Here is a 16,473-nt window from a genome sequence, read left to right as displayed (position 1 = left end):
GAGCAACTGTCTTGTGCTGCCTGGACTGGCCTCATCGCCGGCAAGCCGGCTCCCACAGGGACTGCACAGGGCCTGAGGCGAATGCGGTCGAGGTGGGAGCTGGCTTGCCGGCGATGAGGCCAGTTTAGGCAATACAAGACAGTTGCTCCCACAGCCGGCAAAATCCAGGCAAAGAAAAACCCGGCCGAAGCCGGGTTTTTCTTGAAGCTTCAAACCAATTACTTGGCCTGGGCTTCTACCTGAGCTTCAACGCGACGGTTGATAGCGCGGCCTTCGTCAGTGGCGTTGTCGGCAACTGGACGGGTTTCGCCGTAGCCAACCGAGTCAACACGGCTGGATTCTACGCCGTACTGCTGGGTCAGGACCTGCTTGACAGCGTCGGCACGACGCTCGGACAGCTTCTGGTTGTAAGCGTCTGGGCCCACGGAGTCAGTGTGACCTTCAACCACGGTGGTGGTTTGTGGGTACTGATTCATGAAGTCAGCCAGGTTCTTGATGTCGCCGTAGCTGTTTGGCTTGACGACCGACTTGTCGAAGTCGAACTTGACGTCCAGCTCAACACGAACGACTTCGGCAACAGCCGGGCAGCCGTCGGCGTCAACGGTAACGTTGGCCGGGGTGTCAGGGCACTTGTCGACGTTGTCGCAAACGCCGTCGTTGTCGCTGTCGGAGCAGACTTCGGCAACTGGAGCCGGAGCAGGAGCAACTTTGCCACCGCTGCCACCGAAGTTCAGACCCACACCAACGGACGGGCCCCACTCGGTGTTGCCGTTGTCGATGTTGTACATGGCTTCAACGCCAGCACGGGCGAAGAACATGTCGGTGATGTACCACTTGGCGCCAGCGCCAACGTTGGCGAAGGTGGAGTGGTCACGGCCGCTACGAGTGGCCTGGCCCAGGCTCTCGTGAGCGAAACCAGCGGAAACGTACGGACGCAGAGCATCGCCGACGGTACCGAAGTGGTAGGTAGCGTCGAGCTTGGCTTTGGAACCTTTGATGTCTTTGTTGAAGACTTCGCCACGAGCGTTGTGGGTCTCGTTGTAGCCCAGGTCCAGGGATACGTCGTCGGTCAGGAAGTAACCGAGGCGAACACCAGGATTGGTGCCGTCGTTCTTGAAGTTACGCTCGCTGTCGTAGTACTGCTTGGTAACGTTACCTTCGATTTCGACTGCGCCTTGGCCTTGAGCCAGAACGCCGAACGAAGTAGCGGCTACGAGCGAGCCAATGGCCAAGCCCAAGGTGTTTTTCAATTTCATCCGTTAAATCCCCATCTGGTGATAGTTAAGCAGTCCCACCACAAACAAGGGGGACAACTCGACGGCAAGTCTAGCAGAACTCGCCGGTTGGTTAGAGATATTTGCAGGCCACTAAGTTTCATCGAGACCGGCAAATTTTTCCCGAAGCTTGTCTAGCGCACGCTTGTAGCGCATTTTCGTAGCGCTCAGGCCCATGTGCATGATGTCGGCAATTTCCTGGAACTCCAGTTCTGCGACAAAACGTAGCACCAGGATTTCCCGGTCAATCGGGTTCACATGTACCAGCCACTTGTCCAGCCCGCCTTTTTCTTCCGGCTTTGGAGCTTTGTCTTCGGACGCCTCTTCGACAGGGTCCAGACTCAAGGCATCCATCAACCGACGTTTACGGCGTTCCTTGCGGTACTGGGTAATGCACTCGTTGTAGGTGATGCTATAGAGCCATGTTTTGAACTTGGATTTACCTTCGAAGTTCTTCAGCCCGTACAACACTTTCAGCATCACTTCCTGACAGACATCGTCCGCGTCACGGTCGTTCCCCAGATAACGCGCACAGACGTTGAACAGGGTCCGTTGGTAGCGCCGCATGAGCTCCTCATAGGCGCGGGTAACGTGGTACAGCTCCTCATGCGAACGCGCCACCAACTCTTCGTCGGTGAGCTCGCGGGGGTCATAACGCATGGGCGGCGAATGAACTTTATTCAAAACGGATCTGGCCGACAGTCAGGTCAATGTCGCCGCGAGACCCCGTGGGTCGATTTTCGCGGCGGCATACATTAACAGCTTTTGTGCGGTTAGCGGCTATTGACGCGCTGCTCGAGCAGCTCGCGGTTAGACAGCGACACCAATTCGCCATCATCGGTCAGCAGCGTCGTCTTGACCGTACCGATTTCTTCGATTTGCCCTTCGACCTCTCCAATCCGCACCTGCTGGCCCACCTGGTACAGCTCGCGCACGTAGATGCCAGCCAGAATCTGCCCGGCAATTTCGCGGCTGCCAAGCCCCATCGCCAGCGCAACGGCCAGACCAACGGTAATCAGCCCGATGACGATCACGTGGTTCAGCAGGTCGGTTTTCACCTCCAGCTGGCTGATGGCCACCGAGATGCTGATGATGATCACCAGGCCCTGGGTGATGCGCCCAAGGCCTGCCGAGTATTCCAGGCCGATGCCTTCGGCCGCGCCGCGCACCAGGCCGTTGGCCACCTGCGCCAGCAGCACGCCGGCCAGCAGCACCAGGGCCGCGCCGAACACCTTCGGCAGGTACAGGGCAAGCATGTCGAGGGTTGCCGAGACCCGCTCCAGGCCCAGCGATTCGGCCGCCGAGACCAGGAAGATGAGCAGCACGAACCAGTAGACGATCTTGCCGATCAGGGTCGAGATCGGCACCTGGATACCAACCCGGCCGAGCATCTTGGTCAGGCCGGTGCCGGCCATCAGGCGGTCCAGGCCGAACTTGGCCAGCAGTTTGGACAGCAGCGTATCGAGCAGCTTGGCCACCACGAAACCGAGCAGCACCACGACCAGCGCGCCGAACAGGTTGGGGATGAAGTTCGCTACCTTGGTCCAAAGGGCAGTCATGGCGGTGACCAGGCTCTGGGTCCAGAGATCGAGTTCCATATTCAATCGGCCTTATCTGCTTTGCTGCCGCTGGCAGCGTTGCGGGAAGAGTGTCGACGCACCGGCGCGACATGCGCCGAGCCATTATTGACGGCGATCAGCAGCGCCTGGCTCCAACGGCCAAGCAGGCTGAACAGATCACCCGCGCCAACCTGACGGTTGGCGGTTTTCAGCACGCGACCCAGGCAAGCGGCGTCATCCCGGTCATCCCGGTCATTACCGGACGGTGACGCCTTGAGCAGGTCGCGCAGGGATTCTTCAAACGGATCGTGCATGGGCACCTCGCGCAGTGTCAGCAAGAGACGAGATGGCCGGGCGATGGGTCACACATCGCATTGGGACGAATGTTTCAAAATGAATGGTGTTTGCCTGCACTGCCCCTATCGCCGGCAAGCCAGCTCCCACCTCGACCGCATGGGCCTCAAGCCCTGTGCAGTACCTGTGGGAGCTGGCTTGCCGGCGATGAGGCCAGTCCAGGCAATACAAGACAGTTGCTCCTACCTCGACCGCGTCAAGCTCAAGCCATGCGCTATCTCTGTAGGAGCGGGCTTGCCCGCGAAGGGGCCGGTACCGGTCAATGAACATCTAGACCCACCGTAACCGGCGGAACAGCCACCATTGCCCCACCGCCAGCCCGAGCACGACGATGCAGGCGAACAGGAAGCCATAGGGGTTTTCCGCCCCCGGAATGCCGCCGACATTGATGCCCAGCAACCCGGTGATGAAGCTCATGGGCAGAAAGATGCAAGTGATGATGCCGAAGCGGTACATGGTGCGGTTCATGCGCTCGCTGCGCCGGCGATCTTCACTTTCCAGCACCAGCGCGGCCCGCTCGCGGGTCAGTTCCAGTTCTTCGAGGTAGCGGATCAGGCTGTTGTTCAGCTCGTTCCAGTAATCAGCGTCAGCGTCGGCGAACCAGCTCCATTTATGGCGCGACAGCTGGGCATAAATTTCCCGCTGCGGGGCGAGAAAACGCCGCAGACCGGCCGCACGCCGGCGAATCTGCTGCAGGCTGCCGTTCTCCGGGGTATACCGCTCGTCGGATTCGACCTTTTCTTCTTCCAGATCGACCAGCTCGGACAGGTCGCTGACCAGGCCCTGGACCTTTTCTGTCAGCAGTTCGCCCATCAGCAGCAACAACTCGGAGGCCGATTTCGGCCCCCTGCCCTGTTCGAGCTGCAGGAGAATCTCGTCACTGGCGCGCAACGGCCTCAGGCGCAGCGAAATAACCCGCTGCGCCTGGGCGAAAATGCGTACCGATACCATGTCTTCGGGCTCGGCACCTGGGTTGAGGTTGACCCCACGCAGGAACAGCAGCAGCTGTTCGCCCGCCATGGGCAGCAGGCGCGGCCGGGTGTTTTCTTCCAGCAGCAACTCGCAGGCGAACTCGCCAAGGCCGCTGTCGCGCAGCAGCCAGGTGCGGGTTTGCGGATGGCTGCGGTCCCAGTGCAGCCACAGGCTCTGCTCGGGTTGCAACTGCAAGCCGTCCAGTTCGGTACGGGCAATCGAGCGCGCGCCACCTTTGCCATCGAGCACCAGAGCATGTACCAGCCCCCACTGCGCGTTGTCTTCCTCGAACATCAAAGCTCCATCAGCGCGTGCGCCGCATCACTCCGGCATTTTCAGCGGGCTTGGCGAGACCAGCACACCGTTGTTGTCGGCATACACATACTCACCCGGGCGGAAGGTCACCCCGGCGAAGGTCACCGCCACGTTGAGGTCGCCGATGCCGCGCTTGTCGGTCTTCATCGGGTGGCTGGCCAGGGCCTGCACGCCGACGTCGGTCTGGATCAGCACGTCCACATCACGCACGCAACCGTAGATCACCAGGCCTTCCCAGCCGTTCCTGGCGGCCTTTTCGGCGAGCATGTCACCCAGCAGCGCACGGCGCAGCGAACCACCGCCATCGACCACCAGGACCTTGCCCTTGCCATCGAGCTCGACCTGCTCCTTGACCAGCGAGTTGTCCTCGAAGCACTTGATGGTGACGATCTGGCCGCCGAACGAGTCGCGGCCGCCAAAATTGCTGAACATGGGTTCCAGGACCTGCACCAGGTCCGGGTAGGCGTCACACAGGTCGGGCGTTACGTAATGCTGCATGGGAAGCTCCTGTCAGTCACAACGAAAGCGGGTATCGGGCAAGGCTACACCTTGGAGGCCATTGCAGTCATCCGGGACCAGGCAGTCAGTTGTGTTTTGCCTGCACTGGCCCTATCGCCGGCAAGCCAGCTCCCACAGGGATACCGCAAGGTTTGAGGCATGTGGTGTACCTGTGGGAGCTGGCTTGCCGGCGATAGGGCCAGGACAGGTAGAGCAAGATCAGCTGACAGGCACAGGATCTGCAGCCTCGGTAGACGCATGCACCGGCACCAGCGGGTCACGCAACCAACGCTCCACCAGCGGCCAAACCTGCACCTGCGCGGCCTTGCTCACCAGCATGTCGACATGCCCAAAGGCCTCGAACCCTTCCTCGCGCCCCAGCCGCAGGAACTGCTTGCGCTCGCCGCCCAACTGTTCGAACAGCTTGCGACAGGCCCATACCGGGTCCTGGAAGTCCCCCGCACCGGCCACGGCCAGCAGCGGCACATCCACCTCGGCCAACCCTGCCCACCAGTCGTTCTTGTTGTCGCCAAAACGCCCGAACAGGCCGTGCCAGCGCATGCTTTCCAGGGCCAGGCCGATCGGCTCGTCCTCCGGCCCACGCTTGAAACGCGGCCCGGATATCTGCCCCCAGCGCTTGAGCACCAGCTTCGCCCCCCAAGCCAGCGGTGGCACCTTCAACGGCCAGTAGATACGGCTGACCTGGGTGCCGAACAGCGCCACGCTGGCCACCTGCTCGGCCCCCAGAAAACCACCGCCCAGCGCTGCCGCCAGGGTCGTACCACCCAGTGAATGGCCAACCCAGTGCGGCACCTGGCCCGACTGCTCGCGCACGAACGCGGCAATCAGCGGCAGGTCATCACGGGCATAGCCAGCGACGCTGTTGTGCTTCCAGGCGCGGTTGCGTGGCGACAGGCCATGGCCGCGCATTTCCGGGATCCACACATCGAAGCCGGCGCGGGCGAGATAGGCACCCAGGCCAATGCCCTTGGGCGAGTACCAGAAGCGGCGGTTGGAAAAGCTGCCGTGCAATAGAATGACTGGCACGCCCTGGGCCGGGCCCTGGTCGGCCAGGCCCAGGCGGGTCACGGCCAGCTCGACGCTGGGGTCTGGGCCGTTGCCGGCCTTGATCCGGTACACATCTTCGCTGAGGTCGCCGCGGCGCTCGGCACTGAGCAGGGCCACGGGGAATAGAGTGCTGCTGCTTTGCATAAGGTTGCTTGGTGCACAAAAAAGGGCGGGATCCATTGCTGGAGCTCGCCCTGGAAAAACCCAGGCGGGGGTACGCCAGACGTCCCCCCGCGTTTTTACTGCGTCAGACCGCGCCTTGGCCTTCGGCCAGATAGAACCAGGTCTCGAGTACCGAGTCCGGGTTCAACGACACGCTGTCGATACCCTGCTCCATCAGCCACTTGGCCAGGTCCGGGTGGTCCGATGGGCCCTGGCCGCAGATACCGATGTACTTGCCTGCCTTGTTGCACGCGGCAATGGCATTGGCCAGCAGCTTCTTCACCGCCGGGTTACGCTCGTCGAACAGGTGGGCGATGATGCCCGAGTCACGGTCCAGGCCCAGGGTCAGCTGGGTCAGGTCGTTGGAGCCGATCGAGAAGCCGTCGAAGTATTCGAGGAACTCTTCGGCAAGAATGGCGTTGGACGGCAGTTCACACATCATGATCACGCGCAGGCCGTTGTCGCCACGGGCCAGGCCGTTTTCGGCAAGCAGGTCGACGACCTGGCTGGCTTCGCCCAGGGTGCGCACGAACGGCACCATGATCTCGACGTTGGTCAGGCCCATCTCGTTGCGCACGCGCTTCAGCGCACGGCACTCGAGCTCGAAGCAATCACGGAACGATTCGCTGATGTAGCGCGAAGCACCGCGGAAGCCCAGCATCGGGTTTTCTTCTTCCGGCTCGTACAGCTTGCCGCCGATCAGGTTGGCGTATTCGTTGGACTTGAAGTCCGACAGGCGCACGATGACCTTTTTCGGGTAGAAGGCCGCCGCCAGGGTGCTGATGCCCTCGACCAGTTTCTCGACGTAGAAGCCGACCGGGTCGTCGTAGCCGGCGATGCGCTTGTCGACACTGTCTTTCAGCTCGGCCGGCAGGCCGGCATAGTTCAACAGCGCCTTGGGGTGCACGCCGATCATGCGGTTGATGATGAATTCCAGGCGCGCCAGGCCGACACCAGCGTTGGGCAACTGGGCGAAGTCGAAGGCGCGGTCCGGGTTGCCGACGTTCATCATGATCTTGAACGGCAGGTCAGGCATGGCGTCGACCGAGTTCTGCTTGACGTCGAAGCCCAGTTCACCTTCGAAGATGAAGCCGGTGTCGCCTTCGGCGCAGGAAACAGTCACGCCCTGGCCGTCTTTCAGCAGCTGGGTAGCGTTGCCGCAGCCCACGACTGCCGGAATACCCAGCTCACGGGCGATGATCGCCGCGTGGCAGGTACGCCCGCCGCGGTTGGTGACGATGGCGCTGGCGCGCTTCATCACGGGTTCCCAGTCCGGGTCGGTCATGTCGGAGACCAGCACGTCGCCCGGCTGGACCTTGTCCATTTCCGACACGTCGTTGATCACGCGGACCTTGCCGGCGCCGATGCGCTGGCCAATGGCACGGCCTTCGACCAGCACGGTGCCCTTTTCCTTCAGCAGGTAGCGTTCCATGACGTTGGCGCTGGAGCGGCTCTTCACCGTCTCAGGGCGGGCCTGGACGATGTACAGCTTGCCGTCGTCACCGTCCTTGGCCCACTCGATGTCCATCGGGCGCTGATAGTGCTGCTCGATGATCATGGCCTGCTTGGCCAGCTCGCTGACCTCGGCATCGCTCAGGCAGAAGCGTGCGCGCTCGGCGCGGTCGACTTCGACGGTTTTCACCGAACGGCCGGCCTTGGCTTCGTCGCCATAGACCATCTTGATCGCCTTGCTGCCCAGGTTGCGGCGCAGGATGGCCGGGCGGCCGGCCTGCAGGGTGTTCTTGTGCACGTAGAATTCGTCAGGGTTGACCGCACCCTGCACCACGGTTTCGCCCAGGCCGTAGGCGCCAGTGATGAACACCACGTCGCGGAAGCCCGACTCGGTGTCGAGGGTGAACATGACGCCGGCGGTGCCGGTTTCCGAGCGGACCATGCGCTGCACACCGGCGGACAGGGCGACCAGCTTGTGGTCGAAGCCCTGGTGCACGCGGTAGGCGATGGCGCGGTCGTTGAACAGCGAGGCGAACACCTCCTTGGCCGCGCGGATCACGTTATCGACGCCACGGATGTTGAGGAAGGTTTCCTGCTGGCCGGCGAACGAGGCGTCCGGCAGGTCTTCGGCGGTGGCCGAGGAACGCACGGCAACGGCCATGTTGTCGTTGCCGGCCGCCATCGCGGCGAAGGCGGTTCGGATTTCCGAATCCAGACGTGGCGGGAAGTCGGCTTCCATGACCCACTGGCGAATCTGCGCGCCGGTCTTGGTCAGGGCATTGATGTCATCCACGTCGAGGGCGTCGAGCGCGGCATGGATACGGTCGTTGAGACCACTCTGTTCGAGAAAATCGCGGTACGCCTGCGCCGTAGTGGCAAAGCCGCCCGGTACCGATACACCAGCACCTGCAAGGTTGCTGATCATCTCGCCCAGGGATGCGTTCTTGCCCCCCACATGCTCCACATCATGGACGCCGAGCTTATCGAGGGAAACTACGTACTCTACCAAGGTGATCTCTCCACTAACTGTGTTGGAAAAGCTCAAAAAGGCGCCCGCCTGTCTTCTGTGACTTGGCCGGGCGTTTGTGGCCTGTACCTGGAAAATAGGGTCTGCAATTGTGGCAGAATGCCGACAGCCGCATTCGGCAAACCGAACTTATCATATCCAAGAATCGTCATCAGCTTAAGGCCCAGATCGCAAATGAAACGAACCGCGTTCTTCATCTCCGACGGCACCGGTATCACCGCCGAAACCTTGGGCCAGAGTCTGCTCGCGCAATTCGAGAGCATTCCGTTCAACAAATTCACCCGCCCCTACATCGATTCGCCGGACAAGGCACGCAGCATGGTCCAGCAAATCAACACCGCGGCCGAGCGGGACGGTGTGCGTCCGATCATCTTCGACACCATCGTCAACCAGGACATCCGTGAGATCCTGGCGACCTCCAATGGCTTCATGATCGACATCTTTTCTTCGTTTTTATCCCCGCTCGAGCAGGAATTGACCGCCCATTCGTCGTATTCCGTCGGCAAATCGCACTCGATTGGCGGCAATTCCAACTACATGGAACGCATCGAGGCGGTGAATTTCGCCCTGGACAACGACGATGGCGCGCGCACCCACTACTACGACAAGGCCGACCTGATCCTAGTGGGCGTGTCGCGCTGCGGCAAGACCCCCACCTGCCTGTACATGGCCATGCAGTTCGGCATCCGCGCCGCCAACTACCCGTTGACCGAGGACGACATGGAACGCCTGCAACTGCCGGCGGTGCTGAAAAAGCACCACAACAAGCTGTTCGGCCTGACCATCGACCCCGACCGCCTTACCGCCATCCGCCACGAGCGCAAGCCCAACAGCCGCTACTCCAGCTTTGCCCAGTGCGAGTTCGAAGTACGCGAGGTGGAAAACCTGTTCCGCCGGGAGAACATTCCCAACATCAATTCCACGCATTTTTCGGTGGAAGAGATTTCGGCGAAGATCCTGGTCGAAAAGGGCGTCGAGCGCAGGTTCAAGTAAGCCTGTTCCGGCCTCTTCGCGGGCTCGCCCGCTCCCACAGATATCGCACAGATTTCAAGGTTGGTGAAAACCTGTGGGAGCGGGCGTGCCCGCGAAGAGGCCAGCACAGGAATACAAAAAAGCCCCAGCATCACTGCCGGGGCTTTGTTTTACCTCACTAAAAGGCTCAGGACGGCACCACCGCCGCCTGCCCGCTCATGGCCAGGTCGACCAGCTCGCGGTTGGCCACCGCGTACATCGCATAGTCGGTGCCGGTGGCATTGCGCAGGTCATCCAGCATGGCGCGCCAGCGCTCCACCATCACCCGGTGCTGCTCGGCCCACAGCGCCACGCGGGCATCCATGTCTTCCGGCGCATCGGCCATCTGCAAGACCGAGATAGTAATCGCCCGCTGCTGCAGGTCGATGTCGTCGCGGAAGGCTTCGCGGGCCAGGGCCTGCCAGTTGTTCTCCACCGGCAGGTTGCTGATTTCCTGCAGGTACCAGGTCAGGTCCAGCGCGCTGCCCACGGCGAAGAACGCCTTGGCCACCTGCGCCGGATCATGGCCAGTGACGTCGGCCGCTTCGATGATCGGCAGCAGGGTGTACAGGTGGCTGGTACCGGCCACCATGCGCGCCAGCAACTCCGGCACACCGGCGTCGACAAAGCCCTGGTAGCGGACCATCCAGCGTTCCCGGGTCGGGCCTTCGAGCAGTTCGTCGAGCTTGAGCCCCAGCTGCGCGATTTTCGGCCCGAAGTGCGCGGTGTCGCGCCCGGCGTCCTGCTCGTTGCGGCGGCTGCGCAGGAACCAGCGGGTGGCGCGGCGGCCCAGGCGCATCAGCTCGTCCATCAGGGTCAGCTGGATTTCGGCCGGCACCTGGTAGTCCAGCGCCTCGATCTGGCGGAACCAGTGCGGCAGGTGGAAGATGTCGCGCACGATCACATAGGCCCCAGCCACGTTGGCCGGGCTCATGCCGGTCGACTCCTTCAGGCGCTGGACGAAGGTGATGCCCATGTTGTTGACCAGGTCGTTGGCGATCTGGGTACTGACGATTTCGCGCTTCAGACGGTGACGGCGCATGGAATCGGCGAACTTGTTGACCAGCGACGGCGGGAAGGCGGTTTCCATGTCGCGGGTCAGGTAGTCATCGTCCGGCACCAGCGACTTGAGCAGCTGTTCCTTGAGGTCGATCTTGCTGTACGAGATCAGCACCGACAGTTCGGCGCGGGTCAAGCCCTGGCCGGCGGCCAGGCGTTCGGCCAACTGCTCTTCGGACGGCAGGAACTCGATGGCGCGGTCCAGCTTGCCACGCGCTTCCAGGTCGGCCATCAGGCGCTTGTACTCGGCAATCCGCTCGCGGGCGCGGCGGGCTGCCAGCGACAAGGCCTGGGTCTGCTTGTAGTTGTTGCCCAGCACCAGGCCGGCCACTTCGTCGGTCATGCTGCCCAGCAGCTGGTTGCGCTGCTTCTCGGTCATGTCGCCACCCTGCACCACTTCGTTGAGCAGGATCTTGATGTTGACCTCGTGGTCGGAGCAGTCCACGCCGCCGGCGTTGTCGATGAAGTCGGTGTTGGTGGCGCCGCCGTTGAGGCCGAACTCGACCCGGCCGAGCTGGGTCATGCCCAGGTTGCCGCCCTCGCCCACCACCTTGCAGCGCAGTTCGTTGCCGTTGACCCGCAGCGCGTCGTTGGCCTTGTCGCCGACATCGGCGTGGCTTTCGCTGCTGGCCTTCACATAGGTACCGATGCCGCCGTTCCACAGCAGGTCCACCGGTGCCTTGAGCAGCGCGTTGAGCAGCTCGGTCGGGGTCAGGCGGTCAGCTTCGATGGCGAAGCGTTCCTTCATCTGCGGGCTGATGGCGATGCTCTTGGCACTGCGCGGGAAGATGCCGCCGCCTTCGGACATGATGCTGGTGTCGTAGTCGCTCCAGGCCGAACGCGGCAGGTCGAACAGGCGCTTGCGCTCGGCAAAGCTGGTGGCAGGCTCTGGGTTGGGGTCGATGAAGATGTGCAGGTGGTTGAACGCCGCCACCAGTTGCAGCTTGTCGGACATCAGCAGGCCGTTGCCGAACACGTCACCGGCCATGTCGCCCACGCCAATCACGGTGATCGGGTCTTCCTGCACGTTGATGCCGCGCTCGCGGAAGTGGCGCTGCACGCCCACCCAGGCGCCACGCGCGGTAATGCCCATCTTCTTGTGGTCGTAACCGGCCGAACCGCCCGAGGCGAAGGCGTCGCCCAGCCAGAAGCCGTAGTCGATGGCGATGCCGTTGGCGATGTCGGAGAAGGTCGCGGTGCCTTTGTCGGCCGCCACCACCAGGTACGGGTCGTCATCGTCGTGGCGCACCACGTTGGCCGGCGGTACCACGCCACCGTCCTTGAGGTTGTCGGTGATGTCGAGCAGACCGGAAATGAAGATGCGGTAGCACGCCACGCCTTCGGCGGCGATCTCGTCACGGCTGCCGCCCAGCGGCAGGCGGCGCGGCAGGAAGCCACCCTTGGCACCGACCGGCACGATCACCGAGTTCTTCACCTGCTGGGCCTTGACCAGGCCGAGCACCTCGGTGCGGAAGTCTTCCTCGCGGTCGGACCAGCGCAGGCCGCCGCGGGCAACGTTGCCAAAGCGCAGGTGCACGCCCTCAACCCGCGGCGAGTAGACGAATATCTCGAACTTGGGCACCGGCTTGGGCAGTTCGGGGATCAGCTTGGGGTTGAACTTGAAGCTGAAGTACGACTTGTTGTGACCATTGGCGTCCGGCTGGTAGAAGTTGGTGCGCAGGGTAGCCTTGATCAGGTCCAGGTAGCGGCGCAGGATGCGGTCTTCGTTGAGCACCTGCACGTCGTCCAGCGCGGTCAGGATGGCCTGCTCCAGGCGCTGCTGCTTGTCATCCAGGTCATCCTGGGTGAGCTTGCGCGCCAGGTAGAAGCGAGTCTTGAACAACCGGGTCAGCTCGCGGGCGATGTCGGTGTGGTTGTTCAGGGTACTGGCGATGTAGCCCAGGTCGAAGCCCAGGCGAATCTGCTTCAGATAACGGGCGTAGGCACGCAGCAGCGCCACGTCACGCCATGGCAGGCCGGCGGTCAGCACCAGGCGGTTGAAGGCGTCGTTCTCGGCATCGCCGCGGACGATGTGGATGAAGGCGTCCTGCAGGATGTCGTTGAGCTGCTGGATATCCAGGCTCAGGCCTTCGCTGTAGGTGAAGGCGAAGTCGTGAATCCAGTACTCGCGGCCAGTGGCATGGCGCAGGCGGTAGGGGAACTCGCCAAGCACGCGCAGGCCGAGGTTTTCCAGGATCGGCAGCACGTCGGACAGCGCCAGCGGCGTATCGGCGTGGTACAGCTTGCAGTGCAGGATGCGCTCGCCAACCTGGGTCAGCGGCTGGTAGAAGCTCATTGCCAGCGGCTTGCTTTCCGACAGGTTCAACACATGTTGCAGGTCGACCACCGCCGAGTGCGCGGCAAAGCGCTCGCGGTAGCCGGCCGGGAAGCCTTTGGGGAAGTCGGCCAGGATGTTGGTGCCCAGGGCTTCACCGAAGTTCTCGATCACCAGCGCCGAATAGTCGTCACGCCACGAGCGGCAGGCCTGGATCACTTCGCGTTCCAGCTGCTGCGGGTCGATGTCGATGCGGTTCTTCGGGTCGACCCGCAGAATCAGCTGCACACGGGCCAGTACCGATTCGGAGAAGAAGGTCCAGAACTCGCAGTCGCTGGCCTTCAGGCGCTCCATCAGCACCTGCTGGATCTTCTGCCGTACTTCGGTGGAGTAGATTTCCCGTGGGACGTAGGCCAGGCAGTAGCAGAAGCGGCCGTACGGGTCCTTGCGCAGGAACACCCGGATCTTGTTGCGTTCCTGGATCTGCACGATCGCCATGACGGTGCTGAACAGCTCGTCGACCGGTGTCTGGAACAGGTCGTCGCGCGGCAGCACTTCCAGCACCTGGGCCAGCTCCTTGCCCAGGTGGGCCTTGGGGTCGAAGCCCGAGCGGCGTTCTACTTCAGCGACCTTGACGCGGATATAAGGGATGGCATGCACGCTTTCGCCATACACCGACGAGGTGTACAGGCCCATGAAGCGGTGCTCCTTGACGACCTTGCCGTCGGCGTCCAGCTGGCGAATCGACACGTAGTCCGGGTAGGCCGGGCGGTGTACACGGCTGGGCAGCGCGGCCTTGGCGAACGACAGCAGCAGCGGCTCGTTGAGGTAGGCCACGGCGTAGTCTTCGATGCGCAGCTCTTCCGGCGTAAGGCCTACGCGCAGACGGCGCGGCAGGCCGAGGAAGGATTGCTCGTCGTAGACCATCTGGCCGCCATCGGCGTCGCCCTTGACGGTGAATTCTTCATAGCCGAGGAAGGTGAAGTGGTTGTCCAGCAGCCATTCGAGGAACGCCTTGACCTCGCCCTTTTCGTGCTGCGCCGGGCCGAAGGCGGTCTGTTCCACCTGCGCCACCACTTCACGCAGCTTGGCTTTCATCGGCTCGAAGTCGGCGACTACCACCCGCACCTCGGCCAGCACCTGCTCGATCTCGCGGGTCAGCACGGTCAGCTCGGCGGCGTTGGCGCAACGGTCGATCTCCAGGTACATCAGCGACTCGTGGCGTACGCCCTCGCCCTGGGTGCCCTTGGGCAGCAGCTCCAGCAGTTCGCCCTTGGCGCCACGGCGCACGCTGAGCACAGTGGTCTGCAGGGTATGGATGCTGTAGCCGCGGCGGTTGAGCTCGGTGCGCACCGAGTCGACCAGGAACGGCAGGTCGTGGTGCAGCACCTCGACCACGGTGTGGGTCGACTGCCAGCCATTGCGCTCGTAATCGGGGTTGTACACCCGCACTTGCGGGTATTCGGGGTCGAAACGCTCGATGATACGCCAGGCCGACAGGGTGCAGCCGGCCAGGTCGGAAAGCCTGCGCTGGGTGAGTTCGTCCAGAGAGATGATGCCGAAGAACTGCTCGGCGAACAGCGCCACTTGTGGCAGGGACTGTTCGCTGATGTGCTGCGCCAGGGCCGCTTGCAGTTGATGCTGGAAGTCGGCTTTGCTGGCTGCGGTGAAGAACGCCATCTGTGGTACTCCGCTTGGGCTTTGTAATAATTGAAGCGTCGCTGCGTGCGCCGTGTACGGATCAACGATAGCCAACCCGTGGCAAGGCGGACGGTAAAAACCAGACGTTGAACGTGCGCAGGCACGCCCAGGGCTCGCCGAAGCTTAACGACTGATCGGTCATCAAGGCTTGCAGCGCTGCGACAATTTCGGTCAAGGGGCGGTAACTTTACGTTTATGCATGCAGGCAAGACTGTCAGAATTCCCTTCCGTTTCCTTTGATCCGAGCCTTGTCCATGCAAATCAATACCGCCCTGCTCTTCGCCACCCCTTGCGATGACGAGGAAGACAACATGGCGACCCTGTGCTGCCACAGCGACAAGGGTCAGATGTTCCTGCTTACCCGCTACCCGGACGAAGACACCGTCGACCTGACCCTGGATGACGAGCCGTCGACGCTGGATGGGCTGAAAGTGACCTTGAGTGCCAAGCGCCTGCTGATCGAAGTGGCGGCGGGCGACCGCGATGCGCTGAAGGGGGACGAGGTGCTGGAGATCAACCTGACCAGCGAGCTAAGTGACATGGATGAGGTGAAGCAAACCCTGGAGAACATCCTGGCCGGGACTGGTACCTTCATCTGCGAGCTCTGAATCGCAGCGCTATCTGGCTTGGCTGCTGTACTGCCTGTACCGGCCCTATCGCCGGCAAGCCAGCTCCCACATCGACCGCATCAGCCCCAAGCCTTGTGCAGTACCTGTGGGAGCTGGCTTGCCGGCGATAGGGCCGGTACAGGTAAAGCCCCTTGGAGCGAGCCAGGCCTCAGGCCAACGCCGCCTGCATCTCCTGGGCCTGCACCCGCAGCGCCTGGCAAAATGGCTCCACCGCCGCCGATGCCGGCCGGTGGTCTGGCCTGATCAACATCACCTGGTACGGCACCGACACCCGTAAGCGGCGGATCGGCAGCCCACCCTGCGCCGCCTCCAGCCCGCTCAGCGGGTTGATGATCGCCACCCCCAGGCCTTGCCTGACCATGGCACACACCGAGGCGGCACTGGTGGTCTCGATGACCGTGCGGCGGTTCACCCCCGCCGCCCGAAAGTGCTGGTCCAGGCGCTGCCGGTAGGTATCCAGGCTGGCCAGGTTGATGAAGTCGACCTCGTGAAAATCGCTCAGCTCCAGCTCGGCCTTGGTCTGCAACGGGTGAAACTCGGGCAGCACGCACACCATATTGGCGCTGAACAGCAGTTCGCCGTATGCGCCGCGCGGTATCTGCTCGAGCTCGGTCAGGCCAAGGTCATGCTGCTGGGCAACCAACGACTCTTCCAGCAACGGCGATTCCTGCGCCAGGATGCTCACGCTCACGCCCCGGTGCTGCTGGTGAAAGCGCTGGCAGGCCTTGGGCAGGAGCGTTTGCGAAAACAGCGGCAGGCAGGTGATGGCCAGCCGGCCCTGTTCGAAATTGCGAATGGCCTGGGCAAAGCGGTCGATGCGCTCCAGCCCGACGTAGGCGCGCTCCACCTCCTCGATCAACAGCAACGCCTGGGCCGTCGCCACCAGGCGCCCACCTTCGCGCTCGAACAGGTTCAGGCCGGTCACCTGCTCCAACCGCGCCAGCTCGCGGCTGACGGTCGGCTGCGAGGTGAACAGCAGGCGCGCCGCACCGGTGACGCTGCCAGCGGCCATGATGGCGCGGAAGACTTCGATATGGCGGACCGACAGTTTCACGGCAATACCCTGCAAGACGATGGGTATATCAGATATGAATGGCTGGCAGAAAAATAGCTATTT

At 62.5% G+C, this 16,473-nt stretch carries 13 protein-coding genes; 2 read left to right on the top strand and 11 right to left on the bottom strand.

The window, feature by feature from the left end; translation table 11 throughout:
• Positions 1 to 218 precede the first annotated feature (218 nt).
• The 8 genes from TZ03_RS15060 to ppsA form a co-directional block, all read right to left on the bottom strand.
• Positions 219 to 1,256 (bottom strand): OmpA family protein, encoded by a 1,038-nt coding sequence (locus tag TZ03_RS15060; RefSeq protein WP_051098802.1) that lies wholly within the window; start codon positions 1,254 to 1,256, stop codon positions 219 to 221.
• A gap of 111 nt (positions 1,257 to 1,367) precedes the next feature.
• Positions 1,368 to 1,934: an RNA polymerase sigma factor SigX gene (sigX, locus tag TZ03_RS15055; RefSeq protein WP_003248665.1), complete on the bottom strand. Its 567-nt coding sequence runs from the start codon at positions 1,932 to 1,934 to the stop codon at positions 1,368 to 1,370.
• 113 nt (positions 1,935 to 2,047) lie between these two features.
• Positions 2,048 to 2,872 carry a mechanosensitive ion channel family protein gene (locus tag TZ03_RS15050; protein ID WP_051098801.1) on the bottom strand — a complete coding sequence of 275 codons (825 nt, stop codon included), beginning with the start codon at positions 2,870 to 2,872 and terminating at the stop codon, positions 2,048 to 2,050.
• A gap of 2 nt (positions 2,873 to 2,874) precedes the next feature.
• Positions 2,875 to 3,147: a hypothetical protein gene (locus TZ03_RS15045; RefSeq protein ID WP_051098885.1), complete on the bottom strand. Its 273-nt coding sequence runs from the start codon at positions 3,145 to 3,147 to the stop codon at positions 2,875 to 2,877.
• Positions 3,148 to 3,457: 310 nt separating this feature from the next.
• Complete coding sequence (locus tag TZ03_RS15040) at positions 3,458 to 4,453, bottom strand: zinc transporter ZntB (RefSeq protein ID WP_051098800.1); 996 nt, start codon at positions 4,451 to 4,453, stop codon at positions 3,458 to 3,460.
• Positions 4,454 to 4,480: 27 nt separating this feature from the next.
• Positions 4,481 to 4,972, bottom strand: a complete 492-nt coding sequence (rraA, locus tag TZ03_RS15035) for a ribonuclease E activity regulator RraA (RefSeq protein ID WP_016500794.1) — start codon at positions 4,970 to 4,972, stop codon at positions 4,481 to 4,483.
• Between the two features lie 219 nt (positions 4,973 to 5,191).
• Entirely contained in the window at positions 5,192 to 6,184 is a 993-nt protein-coding gene (locus TZ03_RS15030) for an alpha/beta fold hydrolase (protein ID WP_236692838.1), read from the bottom strand.
• A 103-nt stretch (positions 6,185 to 6,287) separates the two neighbouring features.
• Positions 6,288 to 8,663: a phosphoenolpyruvate synthase gene (gene ppsA, locus TZ03_RS15025; protein ID WP_051098798.1), complete on the bottom strand. Its 2,376-nt coding sequence runs from the start codon at positions 8,661 to 8,663 to the stop codon at positions 6,288 to 6,290.
• Positions 8,664 to 8,855: 192 nt separating this feature from the next.
• On the opposite strand from ppsA, the gene TZ03_RS15020 reads away from it, so the two are divergent.
• On the top strand, positions 8,856 to 9,674 hold the full coding sequence (locus TZ03_RS15020) for a pyruvate, water dikinase regulatory protein (RefSeq protein WP_051098797.1): 819 nt from the start codon (positions 8,856 to 8,858) through the stop codon (positions 9,672 to 9,674).
• A gap of 166 nt (positions 9,675 to 9,840) precedes the next feature.
• On the opposite strand, the gene TZ03_RS15015 is transcribed toward TZ03_RS15020, so the two are convergent.
• Both TZ03_RS15015 and TZ03_RS31745 read right to left on the bottom strand, forming a co-directional pair.
• Positions 9,841 to 14,706 carry an NAD-glutamate dehydrogenase gene (locus tag TZ03_RS15015; RefSeq protein ID WP_051098796.1) on the bottom strand — a complete coding sequence of 1,622 codons (4,866 nt, stop codon included), beginning with the start codon at positions 14,704 to 14,706 and terminating at the stop codon, positions 9,841 to 9,843.
• A gap of 61 nt (positions 14,707 to 14,767) precedes the next feature.
• Positions 14,768 to 14,902 carry a hypothetical protein gene (locus TZ03_RS31745; RefSeq protein WP_269082564.1) on the bottom strand — a complete coding sequence of 45 codons (135 nt, stop codon included), beginning with the start codon at positions 14,900 to 14,902 and terminating at the stop codon, positions 14,768 to 14,770.
• Between the two features lie 79 nt (positions 14,903 to 14,981).
• Between TZ03_RS31745 and TZ03_RS15010 the strand changes: the two genes are divergently transcribed.
• On the top strand, positions 14,982 to 15,335 hold the full coding sequence (locus TZ03_RS15010) for a hypothetical protein (RefSeq protein ID WP_051098795.1): 354 nt from the start codon (positions 14,982 to 14,984) through the stop codon (positions 15,333 to 15,335).
• Between the two features lie 169 nt (positions 15,336 to 15,504).
• On the opposite strand, the gene TZ03_RS15005 is transcribed toward TZ03_RS15010, so the two are convergent.
• A complete protein-coding gene (locus TZ03_RS15005; RefSeq protein ID WP_051098794.1) occupies positions 15,505 to 16,410 on the bottom strand; it encodes a LysR family transcriptional regulator in 906 nt (301 codons plus the stop codon).
• Positions 16,411 to 16,473 lie beyond the last annotated feature (63 nt).

Origin of the sequence: Pseudomonas sp. 10-1B, assembly GCF_000935045.1 — a bacterium.
Taxonomy (GTDB): domain Bacteria; phylum Pseudomonadota; class Gammaproteobacteria; order Pseudomonadales; family Pseudomonadaceae; genus Aquipseudomonas.
This window is presented reverse-complemented; position numbering and strand designations above follow the sequence as displayed.

Excerpts from the sequence above, each read along its gene's own strand:
- TZ03_RS15060 (WP_051098802.1), bottom strand. The coding sequence starts at position 1,256 with ATGAAATTGAAAAACACCTTGGGCTTGGCCATTGGCTCGCTCGTAGCC.
- sigX (WP_003248665.1), bottom strand. The coding sequence starts at position 1,934 with ATGCGTTATGACCCCCGCGAGCTCACCGACGAAGAGTTGGTGGCGCGT.
- TZ03_RS15050 (WP_051098801.1), bottom strand. The coding sequence starts at position 2,872 with ATGGAACTCGATCTCTGGACCCAGAGCCTGGTCACCGCCATGACTGCC.
- TZ03_RS15045 (WP_051098885.1), bottom strand. The coding sequence starts at position 3,147 with ATGCACGATCCGTTTGAAGAATCCCTGCGCGACCTGCTCAAGGCGTCA.
- TZ03_RS15040 (WP_051098800.1), bottom strand. The coding sequence starts at position 4,453 with ATGTTCGAGGAAGACAACGCGCAGTGGGGGCTGGTACATGCTCTGGTG.
- rraA (WP_016500794.1), bottom strand. The coding sequence starts at position 4,972 with ATGCAGCATTACGTAACGCCCGACCTGTGTGACGCCTACCCGGACCTG.
- TZ03_RS15030 (WP_236692838.1), bottom strand. The coding sequence starts at position 6,184 with ATGCAAAGCAGCAGCACTCTATTCCCCGTGGCCCTGCTCAGTGCCGAG.
- TZ03_RS15020 (WP_051098797.1), top strand. The coding sequence starts at position 8,856 with ATGAAACGAACCGCGTTCTTCATCTCCGACGGCACCGGTATCACCGCC.
- TZ03_RS15015 (WP_051098796.1), bottom strand. The coding sequence starts at position 14,706 with ATGGCGTTCTTCACCGCAGCCAGCAAAGCCGACTTCCAGCATCAACTG.
- TZ03_RS15010 (WP_051098795.1), top strand. The coding sequence starts at position 14,982 with ATGCAAATCAATACCGCCCTGCTCTTCGCCACCCCTTGCGATGACGAG.